Origin of the sequence: Haliea sp. E1-2-M8 (genome assembly GCF_030649675.1) — a bacterium.
In the GTDB taxonomy this organism is placed as follows: domain Bacteria; phylum Pseudomonadota; class Gammaproteobacteria; order Pseudomonadales; family Halieaceae; genus Haliea.
Genome location: NZ_JAUTDR010000028.1, coordinates 1 through 16,891, shown reverse-complemented (window position 1 = coordinate 16,891; position 16,891 = coordinate 1). Strand labels below are relative to the sequence as shown.

The window sequence follows — 16,891 nt, the reverse complement described above, 5'->3', positions numbered from 1 at the left end:
ACGCCGAAGAAAACTCCGCGAGCAATAATGTCAGTTGATATCCAGCCGCTGCAGCTGGCGCACGAAGTTGCCGCGGTCGATACCGAATGAGCGCGCTGTGGCCGCCTTGTTACCCTGGAAATGTTTCAGGCGAGCCAGGATCAGCCGTCGTTTGTAGTCGTCGACGGCCTCGTTTAGCGGCACATCAACGAGAGGCTCGACAGGTTTGGCGAGTCGCAGAGTGGCGCCGTCTGGCACTGCTTCCGCACCAAAGTGCGACACGTCCAGCTCGATTACCTGAGTGGAGTCCTGCCCTTCGCTCAGGGCGCGAATCACCGCGCGGGAGAGCGTGTGCTCCAGCTCCCGCACATTACCCGGCCAGGAGAAGCCACTCAGCCAGTGCTTGGCGACGTGCGTCAGGCGCACACCGCGCACCCCCATGCGACGATGGTCCCGCTCCAGAAAAAAACCGGCCAGGGGGAGGATATCCGCGGGGCGATCCCGTAGCGGCGGTACCACCAGGGGATAGACACTCAACCGATGATACAGGTCCGGACGAAAGCGCCCTTCTGCGACTTCCTTTTTCAGTTCCCGATTCGTCGCGGCGATGAGGCGGACATCCACCCGGTGCTGCCGGTCACTGCCAACTCGCTGGATTTCCCCATTCTGCAGAGCACGCAGTAGCTTGGACTGCACGATGATCGGTAGCTCACCGACTTCGTCCAGAAACAGCGTACCTTCGTGGGCCAACTCGAACTTCCCCGTGCGATTCTCGGTTGCGCCAGAGAACGCCCCTTTCACGTGACCGAACAGTTCACTTTCGGCCAGTGACTCCGGCAGCGCAGCACAGTTGACGTAGACCATCGGCTCACTGGCCCGGATGGATTGGTGGTGCAGGTAGTTGGCAATCAGCTCCTTGCCGACACCGGTCTCACCCGTAATCAGCACGGTCAGATCTGATGCCGCCACGGTTTGTGTCTCATTGATTAGCTGAGTCATTTCCTGGCTCTCAGCGATGATGTCCGTGGTGGCCCGATGCACGGATTGGCTGAGCAGGATTTTCTGGCGCCGCTCCAGCTGCTCCTCAAGGCGCTGAATCCAGCTCGCCGCCCTCACTGTCGCAGCGGCCACGCCGAGAAAGGCCTGAAAGACATCAAGATCGAAATGATCGAACGCATGGGGGTCCAGCGCATCCAGGGTCACCACACCCCAGGGGGTGTCGTCGATATAGAGTGCGGCACCCATGCAGTCGTGCACGTAGAGATGATCTTCACTGTTATCGATCAATCCGTCATAGGGGTCAGGCAGTTGCGAATCGGCAACAAAACGAACCGGCTTGCGGCTATCCAGTATCTGGGCCAGGCGTGGGTGGTTCTGGATGACAAAGCGACGCCCGAGCGCATCCGGGCTCAGCCCCTGGGCTGCCCGTGGAATCAACTGCCCCCCTTCCCGCTCCAGCAGACAGATGGCGTCGCAGGGAAAGTTGCGCCGAACCACCTCCAGCAAACGCTGGAAACGGGTCTCCCGAGGCATGGATTGCGATAGATCGGCAACAATTTCAGCCAGGTCTGCAAAAGCGGGGTGTGATGTCATAACGTCATAACCGTGTTATTTAAACACGTATTTTGTGTTGTGTTATTGACATTTTATAATTCTATCTCTCTGAATAGCAACGCATTTTTTTATGGCACGATTCTCGCTGGGTATTAACCGCTGATCATCAATCAGAAGCGGCAACCAAGGAGATCATCGTGAAATCATTACTGACCAACCTCACTCTCGCCACTGCAATCTGCACCTCCCCAGTCCTGTGGGCGGAAACCATCAAGGTGGACATGACTGTCAAGGAAGTCGATGTGGTGGTCGACAATGCCGGCACCACCCAGGCCATGTGGACCTACAACGGCACCATCCCCGGCCCCCTGGTCCGGGTGAAGCAGGGAGATGTGGTGGACTTCACCCTGCTGAACCACGCGGATAACGAGCAGAGTCACTCCATGGACTTCCACGCAGCGCGGGTTGATGTACTCGATGAGTTCGAGTCCATCAAGCCGGGCCAGACCAAGCAGTTCACCTTCAAGGCGGAATACCCGGGTGTCTTTATCTACCACTGCGGCTCCGACTCCATGGCCGAGCACATTGCTCGCGGCATGTACGGCGTAATCATCGTCGACCCTGCGGAAGGCTACAGCGAGAACTTCCCCAAGGCAGATCGCGAGTATGTGTTGGTGCAGGGTGACCTGTTCGCGCCGGGCACCTCCGCCGATGACATGAAAATGGGCAACGGCTGGAAAGGCGCACTGGTGAACGGCAGGCAGTTCCACTACGACCCGGTACACGATCCGAACGCCAGCCAGACCCTTGAAAGCCGGCCCGGCGAGCGTGTGCGCATCCACTTCGTCAACGCCATGATCAATGAGGCCGCTGCCTTCCACCCGATCGCCGGTATCTGGGAGCAAGTCTGGGACAACGGCAACCCGAAAAACGTTGCCTGGGGACTGCAGACGGTGGAAGTGCCGCCGGCTCACGGTCTGACTCTGGACATCGTCAGTCCTGCGGACCGGCCCACCAACAACGCCCTGGTTGATCACCGCATGAAGCACGCCCTGAATGGCGCCATCTCGGTACTGATGAACCATGCGGCTGCCGACCCGAAGAAGGGCCGCGGCGATCAGCAGCTGTTGCGCTGAAAGGAGGCGGAAGATGCGACTAAAACTTCTCGCCGGACTGCTGCTGACGGGCGGGCTGTTACAGCCCTCTCCCGGCGCTCTGGCAGACACCGGGCAGTGGCTGCAGTCCGAATGTGGCAGCTGCCACGCACTGGAAAAACCTGACTACCCGGCACTGGGACACGTGGAGCGCGTCACTCGCAAAGGGCCACCGCTACATTTCGCTGGCAACAAATTCCAGGCCGGCTGGCTGGAAAGCTGGCTCCAGGATCCGGTACGCATCCGACCGGCCGGGGTGTTCCCCCCGGGGGCAGTCGTGCCCAGTGACGAGGGTGACGTTATTGATCCAGCCACCCTGGAGGAACATCCGGCACTGGACGCCAAGCAGGCGAAAAGGGCTGCTGACTACCTGATGGTGCTGCGCCCCCACGACGAGCTGATTGCCGCCACCATCTATGAACCCGGTTCCATCGCCCGCCGCATGGGCGAGCTGAATTTCACCAAGTTCAACGGCTGCGATGCCTGTCACAGTGACGGCCCCGGTTATGGCGGCCTGTCCGGCCCCGAGCTGTATACCGCGTGGCAGCGGCTACAGCCCGGGTTCATTGCCTCCTTCATCGCCGACCCTGCAGCATGGGACCCCCACACCCTGATGCCCAAGGCGGGACTCAACGACAGCGCCGTGGGACGGCTGGCCAACTATCTGAAACTGATCGGGGAGGAAGCGCCATGAACTATTCAGCAACTCTGCTGGCCAGCCTGTTGCTGGCGGGCAGCCTGCCCGCCCTGGCCGAGGACCTCGAACACGGCGAAAACCTGTACACCATCTACTGCACCCAGTGCCACGGCGTGACCGGCAACGGCGATGGCGTGAACGTCCCCGCCATGTCGGTGCAACCCCGCAACCATCGAGACCAGGGAGAAATGTCGGCACGTACCGACGCCGAACTGTTCAAGGCGGTGAAAGAAGGCGGCAAGAGTATCAACAAGTCGGTGCTGATGCCGCCCTGGAGCGGGAATCTGAGCGACGACGACATCCACGCGCTGGTGCGCTATATGCGGCACCTGTGCTGCGAATCCGGAGGTTGAAGAACAATGACCAGATACACGATCGCATTGCTAACGGCACTGCTGCTGGGGGCGACGACCAGCTTCGCCGAGTCGCGCCAGTTCGAATTGACTATTGAGGAAGTGGAACTGGACGTCGCGCCTGGCTTCAGTGCCAAGGTCTGGGGCTTTAACGGCCAGGTTCCAGGGCCGTTGCTCCACGTGAAGGAGGGGGACGAACTGGAGGTCACTGTGCAGAACAACTCCACACTCAACCACACCGTTCACTGGCACGGCGTCTACCAGACCAACACCTGGCCCCAGGATGGGGTGCCCGATCTCACCCAGCGCGGTATCGAGCCCGGCGACAGCTTTACCTACAAGTTCGTGGTCGACAAGCCCGGTACCCTTTGGTATCACTGCCACGTCAACGTCTCGGAACACGTCGGCCTGCGCGGCATGTGGGGGCCGCTGATCGTCGACCCCAAAGACCCCATTCCGGTGGAGAAGACAGTCACCAAGGACGCCATTCTGATGTTCTCTGGCTGGAACTCCGAAGTGGCTGACGAATACGGCACCGGAGGTAAACCCGGGGAAGTCATCAATTACTTCTCCATCAATGGCAAGTCCTTCCCCATGACCCACCCACTGCAGGTGCAAGAAGGCGACGTGGTCCGGTTGCGCCTGATTGGCGCCAGCATTCCCACCTCCTTCCACACGCACGGCCACGACATGCTGATCACCCACAAGGATGGCCTGCCTCTCAAACAACCCATAGAGGCCGACGTGGTCGCCCTGCAACCGGGTGAGCGCTACGACGTAATCATGAAGATGGACAACCCCGGATTGTGGATGACGCACGATCACATCGAGCATCACACCACCAACAATGGCAAGGACCACGGTGGCTCCATGCTGGTCATTGAGTACCAGGATGTGGAGCGACCTGAGTGGTATATGTGGAAGGATTACGAGGTGGAACGGGATTTCTATATGATTGAGTCCATGGCCAAGCCGCATGGCCTCCACGACATTGAAGCTTTCAAGGGACATGCCCCGGATGCCGGACGTCGCCCGAGGCGCCCCGTGCATGGCCGTTGAAGACCTCGCCGCACCCCTCTGTGTTCCCATGCGGTACTGTGTCGCATGGCTCTGTCGAAAAGACGCCGCCAAACGGCTGCAAAGAGAACATGAACCTATTGGCTCAATTCTGCGCAGTTCCATTCCGCATTTGGAGTGAGAAATTACCTCAACTGCTGTCGGTCAGGAGACGACGGCGAATACCGCTGATCGCCTTCATCGGGTTGAGCCCCTTGGGACAGACCTGGGCACAGTTCTCGATATCGCGGCAGCGAAACACACTGTAGTGATCCTCCAGGGCCGTCAGCCGCTCGACTCCAGCGGAGTCACGACTGTCCTCCAGAAAGCGCTGAGCCTGCAGCAAGACCGCCGGGCCCAGGTACTTATCAGGATTCCACCACCAGGACGGACAGCCGGAGGTGCAGCACCCGCAGAGGATGCATTCGTAGAGCCCGTCGAGGCGGGCACGGTCCTCGGGAGATTGAAGCCGCTCTATCGCCGGCGGCGGCTCATCATTAATAAGCCAGGGCTTGATCTGGCGATACTGATCGAAGAAGTGAGTTTGATCCACCACAAGATCCCTTATTACCGGCATGCCAGTTAGCGGTCGGATCACCAGAGGAGCATCCGGTGCCTTCCTGACCGACGCCACCCCGCTTCCGTAATTGCTTTTCTGAGCGACCCAGGTACCCGCCAGTATATCCGACACCTGAGATACACAGGCCAGGGCATTCTGGCCATTGATGTTCATACCATCGGAGCCGCAAACACCTTCACGGCAGGATCGGCGATAGGTCAGGCTTGGATCGCGCTCCTTCAGGTGCTCGAGCACATCCAGCACCATGCGCTGGCGGAAGCTCTCTTCCACCTGGTAGTTTTCCATCCGGGGTTCGTTATCTAAATCCGGGTTGTAGCGGTAGATCTGAACCTGAATCATGGACTCGCTCCCGTTATGGCGGCAACTCGACATATGCTTTTACATATCCCCTGCCTTGCTCGAGCGACCGCGCGGCTGCCTGAGCTTACTGTAGGCGTCCGCCAAGCGCTCAGGAATCCCCGCCCGTACGGCGGCTGGATTGGACTCCAATGCCGCCAGTATTAGTGAAGACAATAGCACAGTTGTACGAATGAGGACCTGATGTGGAGTCACATGGATCTCGTACACCGCCGGCGGACGCCCTGCTCAGATCGCCGCAATGCTCCGCGAACGATGCCTTACCGTGGATTTGTTGGATATCGAACATACCCGCACAGTTTATGTGGTCATGATTGGCAACAAACGTCGAGGGAGACGAATATGAGCATTGTCGGGAAAGTTGCACTGATAACGGGCGCGGGACAAGGAATCGGACGCGGCATCGCGCTACGTCTGGCAAGCGACGGCGCGGAAATTGGGATTGTTGATATCAACGATGAGAAGACAAAGGCGGTCGCTGATGAAGTGCGCGCTCTCGGCCGCAAAGCGACTACTTTCAAAGCCGACGTGACGAAGCGGGATGAGGTTTATGCCGCCATCGACCATGTCGAGCAAGAACTCGGCGGCTTTGACATTATGGTGAACAACGCGGGTGTCGCCAGTATTCAATCCATCGCCGAGATCACCCTTGAACAAGTTGAAAAGACTTTCAAGGTTAATGTCCATGGCGTTTTGTGGGGCATTCAGGCCGCTGCCGCAAAGTTCAAGGAGCGTGGCCACAAAGGCAAAATAATCAGCGCGTCATCCATCGCGGGCCATGAAGGATTTCCTTTGTTGGGCGTGTATTCGGCGACCAAATTTTCCGTACGCGCGCTGACGCAGGCAGCGGCTAAAGAGTTTGCGAGCGACGGCATCACCGTCAACGCCTACTGCCCCGGCGTTGTCGGCACCGACATGTGGGTAGAGATTGACCGGCGCATGGCCGATATTACCGGCGCCAAGATCGGAGAAAGCTACGAGAAATTCGTCGGCGGCATTGCACTGGGCCGCGCGCAAACGCCCGAAGATGTGGCGGCTTTCGTTTCTTATTTGGCTGGCCCCGATTCCGACTACATGACAGGCCAAGCGCCATTGATTGATGGCGGACTTGTTTATCGTTGAGCTTGGATGCTGCGTTCGAAAAGACTGTCAAGGGCACTTCTCATGCACGATCTTATGAAGCGATTACGCCGGGACCACCGGAACCTGAACAGGCTCTTCGATATGCTTGAAGAGCAGGTGGCACGCTACGACAGGGATTCGACGTTCGAACCTGACCTCCTGCTGATCCTGGATATCGTCGCCTATCTGAACGACTATCCAAGGATCTATCATCACCCGCTGGAGGAAGAGGCGGTCGCGCTGATGGTTGAGCGGAATCTGGGCGACAACTCGGTCAACGAGTTTATCCACGATCAGCATCAGAATCTGGAGCAGGCCACGGAACGCCTTTCCTCTCTATTCAACATGATTGTCAATGATCACCCTGTCCCCATAGAGCAGACCCGGGAAGCCCTGGACAGCTACCTCGAAATGTCGCGCAAACATTTGCAGTCAGAGGAGGACAGGCTGTTCCCGGTAATGGAGAAGGTACTCGGCAATGACGAATGGGAAGTGGTGGCTTCGCGTCTACCCGAACGCCTGGATCCCTTGTTCGCCGAGAATCCCGATGATGCCTTCGTCGAGCTGAGAAGGAGAATGTAATTCGCATGGCGCCGCACACGTAAAACCGGAACCCCTTCCTCATTCTCGATTGGGTTGGGGTTCAGGTGCCCTCGCTGAGAGGACGACGGCGACTATCGCCGATCCGACAGATGGCTTGGTGGTGCGCGTCAGGCCCGCGTGTTAGCCGCTCAGGCTCATCGAGCGGCGAAATAGGGCAAGGCTGGCGGCGAAGAAAGCGGCACCCAGCCCGGCCATCAACACGAGTTCCAGCCAGACGGATTCGATGCCTGCACCGCGGAAGGTCACTGCTTTGGCGAAGGCGAGGAAATGGCGTGAGGGCAGAGCCAGGGTCAGGCGCTGGACGATCTCGGGCTGGCTCTCCACCGCGCCCATGCCGCCCGACAGCATGATCACGGGAATGATTACCATAATCACCAGCAACGCAAACTGCGCCATGCTCCGCGCCATGGTGCCCAGAAACATCCCGATCGCAGCGGCCGCCCACAGGTAGACTGCCGCACCGCCGACCAGTAGCGGCACCGACCCGGCCACCGGTACCTGCAGGGCCCCCTGCACCACAAACAGCAGGGATCCGATAAACGCCGCCAGCACCACCGCCATCGTCGCCAGAACCTTGGCCAAGGCCACTTCCACCGGTGTCAGCGGCATCACCATCAGATGCTCGATGGTGCCATGTTCCCGTTCGCGCAGCATCGCCGCGCCGGTCAGCGCGATGGTCAGCACCGACAGTTGGTTGAGCAATGAGGAGACCGCCTTGAACCAGATCGGGTTGCCGTTGGGGTTGAAGGCGCGACGCAGTTCCAGCCGTAGTGGCGGGTCGGGCGGGTCCGGATTACCGGATAGAAAAGCCCGGGTTTCCGACTGTACGATATTACTGATGTAGTCGGTGCCGAGTTGCGCTTGCGATACCGCGGTGGCGTCGATTTGGAGCTGTACCGCGGGCTTCTTGCCGGCAATCACGTCGGCTGCGAAATTGGCTGGAAACGACAGAATGAACATCACACGTCCGGTGTTCATGGCGGCATCCGCCTGCTCGGGGCTCATGGCAACCGGTGTCTGGAACCAGGGTGGCAGGAGTCCCGCGGAAATCTGCCTGCTGAGCACAGACTGGTCCTCATCGACGATGGCGATCGCGGCATTGCGCACAGTGTCACCGGCGCCGCTAGCCTCCAGGAGTACCGCAACGACGAACGACCACAGAATCAGAATTACCATCACGGGATCGCCGATCACGCTCTTCAATTCCTTGCCGAACAGCCAGAAAACATTAATCAGGCCTTGCATGGTTACCGCTCCTGCTTCCGTAGCGCGAGGATAGCCAGGCCGGTGAAGACCGGGCCGAAGGCCGCCAGGCGGACCAGTGACCCGCTCAGATCCGCCAGCCCCAGCCCCTTGGTAAAAGTGCCGACACTGATCGCCATATACCAGGTCGTGGGCCAGAAGGTCCCCATTACCCGGGCCGGGCCTTCGAGCGATGAAACCGGTTCCATCATTCCGGAAAATTGCAGAGTCGGCATCACCGACAGGATGGTACTGGCGAATACCGCCGTGACCTGGGTGGCCGTCAACATCGATACCATGAGGCCGAAGCCGGTCGCCGCCACCGCATAGGCCAGCGCGGCCAGTGCGAGCACGAGAGGGTCGCCGCGCAAGGGCACGCCGAGCACAAGCACCACCAGCGCCGTCAAAATCACGAAATTCAGCAGCGTGATGCCGATGTACACGATCTGCTTGCCGACCAGAAACTCGGCCCGCCCGGTAGGGGTGACGTAGAAGTTGGTAATTGTCCCAATTTCCTTTTCGCGCGCCACGCTGACGGCCATCAGGATCGCGGGGAACAGGAGCAGAAGAAGTGGCGGGATCGAGGGCCCGATCGCGGGCAGGCTCGCCATCGCCGGGTTGTAGCGAAAGCGAGGTTCCAGCACCACAGGAGCTGCGGGGCGGGTCGTCGTCCTGGCGAGCATGTCGAGGGCGGGGGCTGCACCCGCCGTTTCGGCCAGAACGCGTGCGTGAGCGCCCGAGACATAGCTTTCGATCGTACCAGCGCGCGTGGTGTCGGCCCCGTCGATCATCGCCGCGACTTCGGCACCGGTTCCGCGCCGTAGAGCGGAGCCAAAGCCCGCCGGAATCTGCAACACCAGCGCCAGCTCGCCGCTGGCCAACCGGTACTGCAGTTCATCGACGGTAAGAAGCGGCGCATGAGCCAGAAACCAGGCAGAATCCTCGAACGTCGAGAGATAGGCGCGGCTTTCCGGCGTCCGGTCCTGGTCCAGCGCAGCGAAGGGTATGTCGCGGACCTCCTGAGAAATACCGAACGACATAATGAGCAGCAGCAGTGCGCTACCCAAAAAGGCGAAGGCAAGCCGCACCGGGTCACGTCGTACCTGCAGGGCTTCACGTGCGGTAAACGCCAGCAAACGGCGCAGACTGAATCCCGGGACCCCGTGCGCAGTTTCGGTACTTTCAGGAGCTATGGACAAGCCCGTATCTGTCATAGGCTCGGGCACAATCTCCGCGGAGATGTAGTCCACGAACGCGTCTTCCAGTGTTACAGCGTCGCGCGACTGTATGATCCCCGCCGGCGTGTCCGTAACCAGTACGCGGCCCGCGTGCATCAGCGACATGCGGTCGCAGCGCAGTGCCTCGTCCATGAAATGCGTCGAGATGAAGATCGTCACGCCATCGTTGCGCGACAAGTCCAGTAGCAGACGCCAGAACTCATCGCGTGCCTGCGGATCGACCCCCGAGGTCGGCTCGTCGAGGATGAGGATATCCGGCTCGTGTATCACCGCCACCGCCAGCGACAGGCGCTGGCGCAGCCCAAGTGGTAACGCGCCGGCGCGCTGATTGAGGTACGGTTCAAGGCCGAAGCGTGGCACCAGATCGTCCATTCTCTGCGCGGTCAGTGCCCGGCCCAGGTGATAGAGCCGTGCGTGCAGCAGCAGATTTTCACCGACGCTCAACTCGCCATACAGCGAAAAAGCCTGCGACATGAAGCCGACGCGGCGCCGGGTGCCCAGATCCTGCGCATCGACCGGCTGGCCGAAGATCCAGGCCTCCCCCTCGGAGGCCGGCAGCAAGCCGGTCAGCATCTTCATTGTCGTGGTCTTGCCACAACCATTGGAGCCGAGAAAACCGAAGATCTCGCCCCGTGCAATCTCGAAGCTGACAGCGTCCACTGCGGTGAAATCGCCAAAGCGCCGGGTCAGCGCACGCGCGCGGATTGCCGGCTCAGCGTCGGCGGCGGGCACGGCAGCAGCCACTTCGCGGTCCGCTGCCGCATCCGCTTCGACGTCGCCCGACCGCAGTAGCGCGACATAGGCCTCGCCGACAGATTCGGTGCCGGTCTGGCGCATCAGCTCTTCTGGCGAGGCCTCCGCCAGCACACAGCCCGCGTTCATCGCCACCAGATGGTCGAAGCGAGCGGCCTCTTCCATATAGGCAGTGGATACCAGCACGCTCATCCCCGGACGCTCGGCGCGGATCGCGTCGATGAGGTCCCAGAACTGACGACGCGACAGCGGATCAACGCCCGTGGTAGGTTCGTCCAACAACAGGAAATCCGGGTCGTGGATCAGCGCCGAGCACAAACCCAGCTTCTGCTTCATCCCCCCCGACAGCTGCCCCGCGAGCCGGTCCAGGAAGGGATGCAAGCCAGTGGCCCGGGTTAGCCGGTCGATACGCGCGACACGTTCAGACCGGTTCAAGCCAAACAGCTTGCCGAAGAAGTCCAGATTCTCGCGCAGACTGAGATCGTGGTACAGGTTGCTACCCAATCCCTGTGGCATGTAGGCGATACGCCCGCCTATGGCCGTACGATGGCGGGCGCTGGCCATATCACCACCCAAAGTTTGCACCCGCCCTTGCTGCAGGCGCTTGGCTCCGGCTATCAAGCCCATCAGCGTCGATTTGCCCACCCCATCGGGGCCGATCAACCCCACCATGCGTCCCGCCGGGAGTGCCAGCGTCAGATCGCGGAGCGCGGCGACCTTCCCATAGCTGTGGCTTACACTCTCAAGACAGGCGACCTGCGCGGGCTGCATCAGGGTAAGTCGGCGGCAGGGGCAGCGGGCATCACCAGCAGCGGCGGGATCAGCGCCTCCGACCAGTCCGGCAGGCTGCCGTCATCCCCCACCAGCCGTACCCATGCGACGCCGCGCACGCCGGTCTTGATCTGGTCAATCCGCGCCGCGACCAGTTCCGCCGGAATCCGCACACGGATACGGAACATGAGGCTTTCGCGCTCGGTCACGGTCTCTACTTGTTTCGGTGTGAACTGAGCCTGTGGGGAGACAAACGACACCACCGCAGGCACGGAAGTGTTGGTCATGATGTCGGGGACGATCCGCGCTTCGTCGCCGATTCTGACCCGCGGGGCCTGGGTAGCGGAGAGGAAGAACTCCATGTAAACCTCCTCGAGGCTGACAAGCGTCAGCAGCTTGCCGCCACTACCGAGAATTTCGCCCGGCTGCGCCAGACGGTATAGCACCCGTCCCGCGCTCTGTGCGGAGAGTGTGCTATCGGCGATGCGTGCGGCGATCTCTGCGCTCGCAGCAACTTCGGCGTCAACGGCGCGCTCTCTGGCCCGCAGATTCGCGCTGGCGGCAGTGACCGCGGTCTCGGCTACCTGCGTCGCGGTGCGGCTTATGTCGAGATCCTGGCGCGAAAGCATATCGCGCGTGCCCAGCGTCTCGGCGCGGGCCTGTTCACTGCGCGCGAGCGCCAGTTTCGCCTCAGCCTCGGTCACCTGTGCCGCCGCCACTCCAACCGCCGCTTCGGCGCTGGCCACCGCCGCCTCAGCCCGCATCAGCTGCGAATCGAGCTCGGTGGTATCCATGACTGCCAGCACATCGCCGGGCCGTACCCGATCGCCCTCCTGCACTCTGATCTCGGCCACTCGCCCTGCGAGCCGGGGCGAGATGTCGATAAGGTCCGCCTCGATGCGGCCGTTGCCCCGCGCAAACCCCTCGGGTGGCAGCCCCGTGGACTTGAAGAACACCGTCCATACGGCAAAACCCAGAACAGCGAACAGGACGATGAGAACAATGGAAATGGAAAACTTACGCGGCATGGGTGCCTGCTCCTTCCATGAGTGTGTGCAGCATGCTCTGTCCCGGGTGGATTCCAGTCGGATCGGAGTCCTTTCGCGGGCCCGTGGTCAGGTCAATCTACCGCCGCCGGAGCGGGAAGTACGGAAGCAGGCCAGCGACTGGAATTCGGTGGTTGGCAAGGCGCCGGGCGCTGTCTGCGGCCTGCTCGGCATTGTCGGTGATGATCCCTGCGGCGATGCGCAGACTGCCATGCCTGTGAAATCGAACCATGATAAACCCCTTGTATCAGCGTGCCGTGGGCTCATGAAATCCCATCTGAAATCCCTGACATGACGAATTCCGGACCTGAAGGTCGGCCTTCTGCGCAAGGTGCCTCCAAAGCCGGCGCCCTATCTGCTTCATGCCAGACTAACGATGGAGAAAATCCCGTTCTGTGCGTCCAACAACATATGCTTCAGTACATTTCAAGTCGGCCGATATCGCGCACCTGAAGTCTCATCTCGGCATCCTGATTCTTCATAAGTTCGTTAAACAGTTCTGCTTCACTCGGAATCTGCGCCAGTTCAGAACGCAGACGATACATGTCTTTGAGCGTCTGGTTGGCCGCCATTGCATTAGCCGGAATGTCCTGCACATCGCGACAATCGCTGCAATGTGGAATGCGGTCCAGCACACGAGGGTGCACAAATCCCGAGGTGTCGATCAGCCAGATATCAAGCACTCCGCTCTTGTCATCTTCAAGGTATCTTGCAATGTTCTGCTGCATGCGTTGCTCACGGTCGGCCAGAAAACCCAATGCCATTTTCATGCGCTAATCCATGCGTCCGAGGTAATTGCAGTTCACTTCAGCACCATTGCGGCGGCCAATGACTACTGGCGGGACGAATAGAGCCCGACCGATGGCGTCTGCAGGCTAGCTTGGGACATACCGGCCGGCAGCCATCACTGCGTGTTGAACCCGCCGAAACGCTCGCTGACGTGACGGCTGTGGCAGGTTACGCAGGCCTGCGTCAGTTGCCCGAATATCTTCAGTTGATCCGCGGTATCTTTCCTGCCACCGCTCTCGGAGAGCTGAACAGCCAGCTCGTGAAATCCTTGATCCAGCTTCAGAAACTCGTCGGGGACAGCGGCCTTCAGTGCCTTGCGCTCTTCCGGAGTAATGGATTGCTGCAGAATGAAGCTGTCATGGATCGCTTTGCCCTGTTTCTCAACGACTTCGTGGTCTCCACGAATAATGGCACCATGGATGACCTTCATGGCCGCATCCACTTGTACCATTTCCTTTTGCAGTAACCCGCGTATCTCAGGGGTCAACTCGGCAGTGACGTCTTGAGCTGATGCAGCTTGGGCCAGAAAGGCGAGGCACAAAATACAGAGGGCAAGGAATCGCTTGTTGGTGAAAATCATGACCTGTTTCCTTTTACGTTTGTGAGCCTGAATGGTTGTAACACACAGGCGAGGCGTTCTCGGTTGAAGTTTCAGCTTCCTTCCTCTCCCCCAGTAACACTTCCCGTAGCGCCACGGCCTGGTTGTGCTCGCGGTCCCGGGCACCGAATACCAGGGTGACTGGTCCCTGTCGGCAATAATCGAGTAGTTTTGTCAGCGTCTCGGGTACTTGAGCCAGTTCGTCGCGGTAGCTGCGGCGGAATTCGGCCCAGCGGTCAGGATCATGGCCGAACCATTTACGCAGCTCAGTGGACGGTGCCAATTCCCTGGCCCACCAGTCCAGTCGCACGTCCGCCTTGCGTACGCCGCGCGGCCAGACACGATCCACCAGAACGCGAGCGCCGTCTTCGTCTTCCACCGGGTCGTAGATACGCTTGAGCTGAATCGGATCAATCATTATTTTAATCCCTGCAACGAATTCAAACTGAAAATTTGGTTGTTAAACAAGGTGCGTCTTACCGGACCTGGTGGTCTTCATCACCGTAGAGTCCGGCGCATCAAGCAGCAAGTGCGCCGCTAGCCAGACAAGCGACGCCGACCATGCCGCAGCTGCCAGCCAGAGTGCTTCGACTCGAACACCGGGAACGGTGTCTGCTGCCAGCCGTGACAATGTGGCGGTCGCCATCAAGGCCATTGTGCCAAGCATCAGCACAACGGGAGGGGGACGTTTCCATTGACGCTGGTAGTGCTGGCGAGCCATGACAACAGAAGCGAGAGTGCCCAGCCCGCCCACGGTCACCAGGTGCAGTGCCGTCCGTTGCCCCGTCCCCTGCAGCAGGGTTGCGCCCAACACGGCCAACCCCAGGGCCACCCAGCCGTAGCCAAGACCGGCCGCCCAGAGATCAGCGCGCCGGCATCGCCAAAGACGCCAGCGAAGGAGGCGTATCGTGGCCACCCCGCCCGCGACGAGCATCAAGGTACCGGACGCGGCCCGGCTGACCGGAAACAGCAGCGCGACAACTGCCGCAGCGAGAAGCAGCAACAGCAACGACTCGAGTCGCGGCTGCACCCTTGCATCCAGATACATGCCGCGTTCGCGAAAGGCGCCGGCGGCGGCCGGGGCAATCAGGCGCCCGCCCATGAACAGCATCAATGACGCAAACAGCAGCGCGCCCAGCTCCGCCAGCGGCAAGTCGACACCCGAAAGCCATAGCAGCGGCAGCACGATGATCGCACCAAACAGGGGCATAACTGCCTTGTTGCGCCACTTACGGGCGTGTCGGAAACGGGGAATGACCAGTGCACCCAGTACCAGGGCAAAGAGCGTACTCAACAGTTGACCGAGCAGTGAGGGCGGAAGGGTCACAGCGGTAACGCGAGCCGCCAACCAGAGCCCGGCGAGAGCCAGGAGCCAGCGACGGGATAACGGCCCCAACAGATAACCGCCGACCAGTGCCAGGGCAAAGCCGAAGAACATCTCCCGCCCATGGCCGGCGCCCACCAGGCCCGACGGCCAGCCGCTGCCGGTCATGGACAAGGCCGACAGCCCCCCGGCCAGGGCACCATATAACGCGGCCAAGGGGAAAAAGACGCGGCCCGCATCCGTGCGAATCGGAATATGAGATTTGTGCGATGGCCCGTGCATAAGCTGACCATATCAAGAGGCATTTAATATGCATCTTATAGCAAACAGGGTTGGCAATATATGCCAATGGTGTTCAGCGGTTTGGCAAGGACGCTCATTGTTAAATAGATATCTTACGGAACACGCTGCCCGAGTCAGTGTTCGAGGAATGCCCGCGCGCTCTCTACCACTTCCATGGTTTCGCCGACCTGATTTGCCAGCACGACGATGATATCGCCGGTTTTAACCTGAAACCCGAAGAAGTCGACGGTTCCTGGCCCGCCGCCGGTATGTCCGACCCAGTCCCCCCAAAAGAGCTGAGCGCCAAAACCATAAGCCTCCGACCCCAGCTCCGGTTTCGGAGACAACATTAGCTGCACTGTCTCTGGACTCAGAAGCTGCCCCTGCAGCAGAGCGCGTGCGAAGCGTGCCATATCATCGAGCGTTGAGAAACCACCACCCGCCGGAGTACCTTTCACAACCTGCTCGTAACGGTCACTCACAAAGCCATCCGTCGGATCATCAGAGACCGGTGTATAAGTGCTGGCGAGGTTCTGTGGAACCCGGTCAAGTTCGGGCCAACCGGTATCGAGCATCCCTGCCGGCTTCAGGACATGAGTCTGGATATAGGTCTCATATTCCTCACCCGTGACTGCCTCCAGCAGCGCACCCATCACCAGGAAACCCGTGTTCGAATAACCCCACTGAGCTCCGGGTTCGAAAGCAAGCCTGTCATCCGCGAGCATCGGCAAATAATCCGCAATCACGCGGTAGTCNCAGCAGCGCACCCATCACCAGGAAACCCGTGTTCGAATAACCCCACTGAGCTCCGGGTTCGAAAGCAAGCCTGTCATCCGCGAGCATCGGCAAATAATCCGCAATCACGCGGTAGTCAGCCCGGTTCATCCGCTCCATTTCCGGTGTGAACAAAAAGTCACCAAGCCCGGACGTATGCGACAACAAATGTCGTATCTGCACCCGGCGCGCCACGCTGTCCGGGAGGACACCAGGAAGGTGATCGATCACTGTGTCGTCGAGATTCAGCTCGCCTGCTTCCACAAGTTGTAAAACCGCCACTGCAGTGAATATCTTGTTTATCGACCCAAGGATGTAACGAGTATCGGGCGTATTCGGCACCCCGAATTCCCGGCTGGCTTCCCCGTATGCTTCCCGAAGCAGCACCTCACCGTCGCCACGAACAATCAGCACGCCACCGCTAAAAAGATCCGCTGCCGCAAGTTCGCGAGCCCGTTGGTCAAGTGCCTCCATACCATCCGGTACCAGGGCTCCGGCAATGGCTGTTTTTGCTCCCGAGTCTTGCCTCTCAGGCGCAGTCTGTGCGCCTAGTATTTAAACACATAAATATCGAAACATAGTTTATACTGCTTCATATCCACCCCATGACGAGGAGTTG

General features: G+C 60.0%; 19 protein-coding genes. 8 read left to right on the top strand and 11 right to left on the bottom strand.

Features of this window, described 5'->3' with window-relative positions:
• Positions 1 to 30 precede the first annotated feature (30 nt).
• A complete protein-coding gene (norR, locus tag Q6D67_RS18240; RefSeq protein WP_304707101.1) occupies positions 31 to 1,572 on the bottom strand; it encodes a nitric oxide reductase transcriptional regulator NorR in 1,542 nt (513 codons plus the stop codon).
• A 158-nt stretch (positions 1,573 to 1,730) separates the two neighbouring features.
• Between norR and Q6D67_RS18235 the strand changes: the two genes are divergently transcribed.
• The 4 genes from Q6D67_RS18235 to Q6D67_RS18220 are packed head-to-tail and all read left to right on the top strand — an operon-like array spanning position 1,731 to position 4,796.
• Positions 1,731 to 2,669 carry a multicopper oxidase domain-containing protein gene (locus Q6D67_RS18235; protein WP_304707100.1) on the top strand — a complete coding sequence of 313 codons (939 nt, stop codon included), beginning with the start codon at positions 1,731 to 1,733 and terminating at the stop codon, positions 2,667 to 2,669.
• Between the two features lie 13 nt (positions 2,670 to 2,682).
• Positions 2,683 to 3,381, top strand: a complete 699-nt coding sequence (locus Q6D67_RS18230) for a cytochrome c family protein (RefSeq protein ID WP_304707099.1) — start codon at positions 2,683 to 2,685, stop codon at positions 3,379 to 3,381.
• On the top strand, positions 3,378 to 3,737 hold the full coding sequence (locus tag Q6D67_RS18225) for a cytochrome c (RefSeq protein ID WP_304707098.1): 360 nt from the start codon (positions 3,378 to 3,380) through the stop codon (positions 3,735 to 3,737). Before Q6D67_RS18230 ends, Q6D67_RS18225 begins: the two co-directional genes overlap by 4 nt.
• A 6-nt stretch (positions 3,738 to 3,743) precedes the next feature.
• Entirely contained in the window at positions 3,744 to 4,796 is a 1,053-nt protein-coding gene (locus Q6D67_RS18220; RefSeq protein WP_304707097.1) for a multicopper oxidase domain-containing protein, read from the top strand.
• 148 nt (positions 4,797 to 4,944) lie between these two features.
• Here the strand turns inward: Q6D67_RS18220 and Q6D67_RS18215 are convergent, their stop codons facing one another.
• Complete coding sequence (locus Q6D67_RS18215) at positions 4,945 to 5,712, bottom strand: succinate dehydrogenase iron-sulfur subunit (RefSeq protein ID WP_304707096.1); 768 nt, start codon at positions 5,710 to 5,712, stop codon at positions 4,945 to 4,947.
• A gap of 360 nt (positions 5,713 to 6,072) precedes the next feature.
• On the opposite strand from Q6D67_RS18215, the gene Q6D67_RS18210 reads away from it, so the two are divergent.
• Both Q6D67_RS18210 and Q6D67_RS18205 read left to right on the top strand, forming a co-directional pair.
• Entirely contained in the window at positions 6,073 to 6,852 is a 780-nt protein-coding gene (locus Q6D67_RS18210; protein ID WP_304707095.1) for an acetoin reductase, read from the top strand.
• 54 nt (positions 6,853 to 6,906) lie between these two features.
• Positions 6,907 to 7,434 carry a hemerythrin domain-containing protein gene (locus Q6D67_RS18205; RefSeq protein ID WP_304707094.1) on the top strand — a complete coding sequence of 176 codons (528 nt, stop codon included), beginning with the start codon at positions 6,907 to 6,909 and terminating at the stop codon, positions 7,432 to 7,434.
• A 141-nt stretch (positions 7,435 to 7,575) separates the two neighbouring features.
• On the opposite strand, the gene Q6D67_RS18200 is transcribed toward Q6D67_RS18205, so the two are convergent.
• From Q6D67_RS18200 to Q6D67_RS18190, 3 genes are read right to left on the bottom strand one after another with little or no spacing between them, the layout of a single operon-like run.
• The gene (locus tag Q6D67_RS18200; protein WP_304707093.1) at positions 7,576 to 8,700 is read right to left on the bottom strand and encodes an ABC transporter permease; all 1,125 of its coding nucleotides are present in this window, start codon (positions 8,698 to 8,700) and stop codon (positions 7,576 to 7,578) included.
• 2 nt (positions 8,701 to 8,702) lie between these two features.
• Positions 8,703 to 11,459: a ribosome-associated ATPase/putative transporter RbbA gene (rbbA, locus tag Q6D67_RS18195; RefSeq protein WP_304707092.1), complete on the bottom strand. Its 2,757-nt coding sequence runs from the start codon at positions 11,457 to 11,459 to the stop codon at positions 8,703 to 8,705.
• Entirely contained in the window at positions 11,459 to 12,487 is a 1,029-nt protein-coding gene (locus Q6D67_RS18190) for an HlyD family secretion protein (RefSeq protein ID WP_304707091.1), read from the bottom strand. Before Q6D67_RS18190 ends, rbbA begins: the two co-directional genes overlap by 1 nt.
• Between Q6D67_RS18190 and Q6D67_RS18185 the strand changes: the two genes are divergently transcribed.
• Positions 12,462 to 12,800, top strand: coding sequence for a hypothetical protein (locus tag Q6D67_RS18185; RefSeq protein WP_304707090.1), 339 nt, complete (start codon positions 12,462 to 12,464; stop codon positions 12,798 to 12,800). The two genes, Q6D67_RS18190 and Q6D67_RS18185, sit on opposite strands and share 26 nt — an antisense overlap.
• Before the next feature lie 121 nt (positions 12,801 to 12,921).
• On the opposite strand, the gene Q6D67_RS18180 is transcribed toward Q6D67_RS18185, so the two are convergent.
• Positions 12,922 to 13,275: a hypothetical protein gene (locus Q6D67_RS18180; RefSeq protein WP_304707089.1), complete on the bottom strand. Its 354-nt coding sequence runs from the start codon at positions 13,273 to 13,275 to the stop codon at positions 12,922 to 12,924.
• Between Q6D67_RS18180 and Q6D67_RS21875 the strand changes: the two genes are divergently transcribed.
• Entirely contained in the window at positions 13,237 to 13,356 is a 120-nt protein-coding gene (locus Q6D67_RS21875) for a hexameric tyrosine-coordinated heme protein (RefSeq protein WP_370551988.1), read from the top strand. The genes Q6D67_RS18180 and Q6D67_RS21875 overlap by 39 nt on opposite strands.
• Positions 13,357 to 13,409: 53 nt before the next feature.
• On the opposite strand, the gene Q6D67_RS18175 is transcribed toward Q6D67_RS21875, so the two are convergent.
• From Q6D67_RS18175 to Q6D67_RS18155, 5 genes are all read right to left on the bottom strand, one after another.
• A complete protein-coding gene (locus tag Q6D67_RS18175) occupies positions 13,410 to 13,874 on the bottom strand; it encodes a hypothetical protein (RefSeq protein WP_304707088.1) in 465 nt (154 codons plus the stop codon).
• Between the two features lie 13 nt (positions 13,875 to 13,887).
• On the bottom strand, positions 13,888 to 14,310 hold the full coding sequence (locus Q6D67_RS18170; RefSeq protein ID WP_304707087.1) for a DUF488 domain-containing protein: 423 nt from the start codon (positions 14,308 to 14,310) through the stop codon (positions 13,888 to 13,890).
• A 42-nt stretch (positions 14,311 to 14,352) separates the two neighbouring features.
• A complete protein-coding gene (locus tag Q6D67_RS18165) occupies positions 14,353 to 15,498 on the bottom strand; it encodes an NnrS family protein (RefSeq protein ID WP_304707086.1) in 1,146 nt (381 codons plus the stop codon).
• A 134-nt stretch (positions 15,499 to 15,632) separates the two neighbouring features.
• Complete coding sequence (locus tag Q6D67_RS18160) at positions 15,633 to 16,244, bottom strand: serine hydrolase (RefSeq protein ID WP_304707085.1); 612 nt, start codon at positions 16,242 to 16,244, stop codon at positions 15,633 to 15,635.
• Positions 16,210 to 16,746 (bottom strand): serine hydrolase, encoded by a 537-nt coding sequence (locus tag Q6D67_RS18155; protein WP_304707084.1) that lies wholly within the window; start codon positions 16,744 to 16,746, stop codon positions 16,210 to 16,212. Before Q6D67_RS18155 ends, Q6D67_RS18160 begins: the two co-directional genes overlap by 35 nt.
• Positions 16,747 to 16,891: the final 145 nt, after the last annotated feature.

Coding starts and splice junctions, on each gene's coding strand:
- Q6D67_RS18215 (WP_304707096.1), bottom strand. CDS start 5,712: ATGATTCAGGTTCAGATCTACCGCTACAACCCGGATTTAGATAACGAA.
- Q6D67_RS18205 (WP_304707094.1), top strand. CDS start 6,907: ATGAAGCGATTACGCCGGGACCACCGGAACCTGAACAGGCTCTTCGAT.
- Q6D67_RS18170 (WP_304707087.1), bottom strand. CDS start 14,310: ATGATTGATCCGATTCAGCTCAAGCGTATCTACGACCCGGTGGAAGAC.
- Q6D67_RS18225 (WP_304707098.1), top strand. CDS start 3,378: ATGAACTATTCAGCAACTCTGCTGGCCAGCCTGTTGCTGGCGGGCAGC.
- Q6D67_RS18180 (WP_304707089.1), bottom strand. CDS start 13,275: ATGAAAATGGCATTGGGTTTTCTGGCCGACCGTGAGCAACGCATGCAG.
- Q6D67_RS18200 (WP_304707093.1), bottom strand. CDS start 8,700: ATGCAAGGCCTGATTAATGTTTTCTGGCTGTTCGGCAAGGAATTGAAG.
- rbbA (WP_304707092.1), bottom strand. CDS start 11,459: ATGCAGCCCGCGCAGGTCGCCTGTCTTGAGAGTGTAAGCCACAGCTAT.
- Q6D67_RS18230 (WP_304707099.1), top strand. CDS start 2,683: ATGCGACTAAAACTTCTCGCCGGACTGCTGCTGACGGGCGGGCTGTTA.
- Q6D67_RS18185 (WP_304707090.1), top strand. CDS start 12,462: ATGGAAATGGAAAACTTACGCGGCATGGGTGCCTGCTCCTTCCATGAG.
- Q6D67_RS18165 (WP_304707086.1), bottom strand. CDS start 15,498: ATGCACGGGCCATCGCACAAATCTCATATTCCGATTCGCACGGATGCG.
- Q6D67_RS18175 (WP_304707088.1), bottom strand. CDS start 13,874: ATGATTTTCACCAACAAGCGATTCCTTGCCCTCTGTATTTTGTGCCTC.
- Q6D67_RS18210 (WP_304707095.1), top strand. CDS start 6,073: ATGAGCATTGTCGGGAAAGTTGCACTGATAACGGGCGCGGGACAAGGA.
- Q6D67_RS18190 (WP_304707091.1), bottom strand. CDS start 12,487: ATGCCGCGTAAGTTTTCCATTTCCATTGTTCTCATCGTCCTGTTCGCT.
- norR (WP_304707101.1), bottom strand. CDS start 1,572: ATGACATCACACCCCGCTTTTGCAGACCTGGCTGAAATTGTTGCCGAT.
- Q6D67_RS18220 (WP_304707097.1), top strand. CDS start 3,744: ATGACCAGATACACGATCGCATTGCTAACGGCACTGCTGCTGGGGGCG.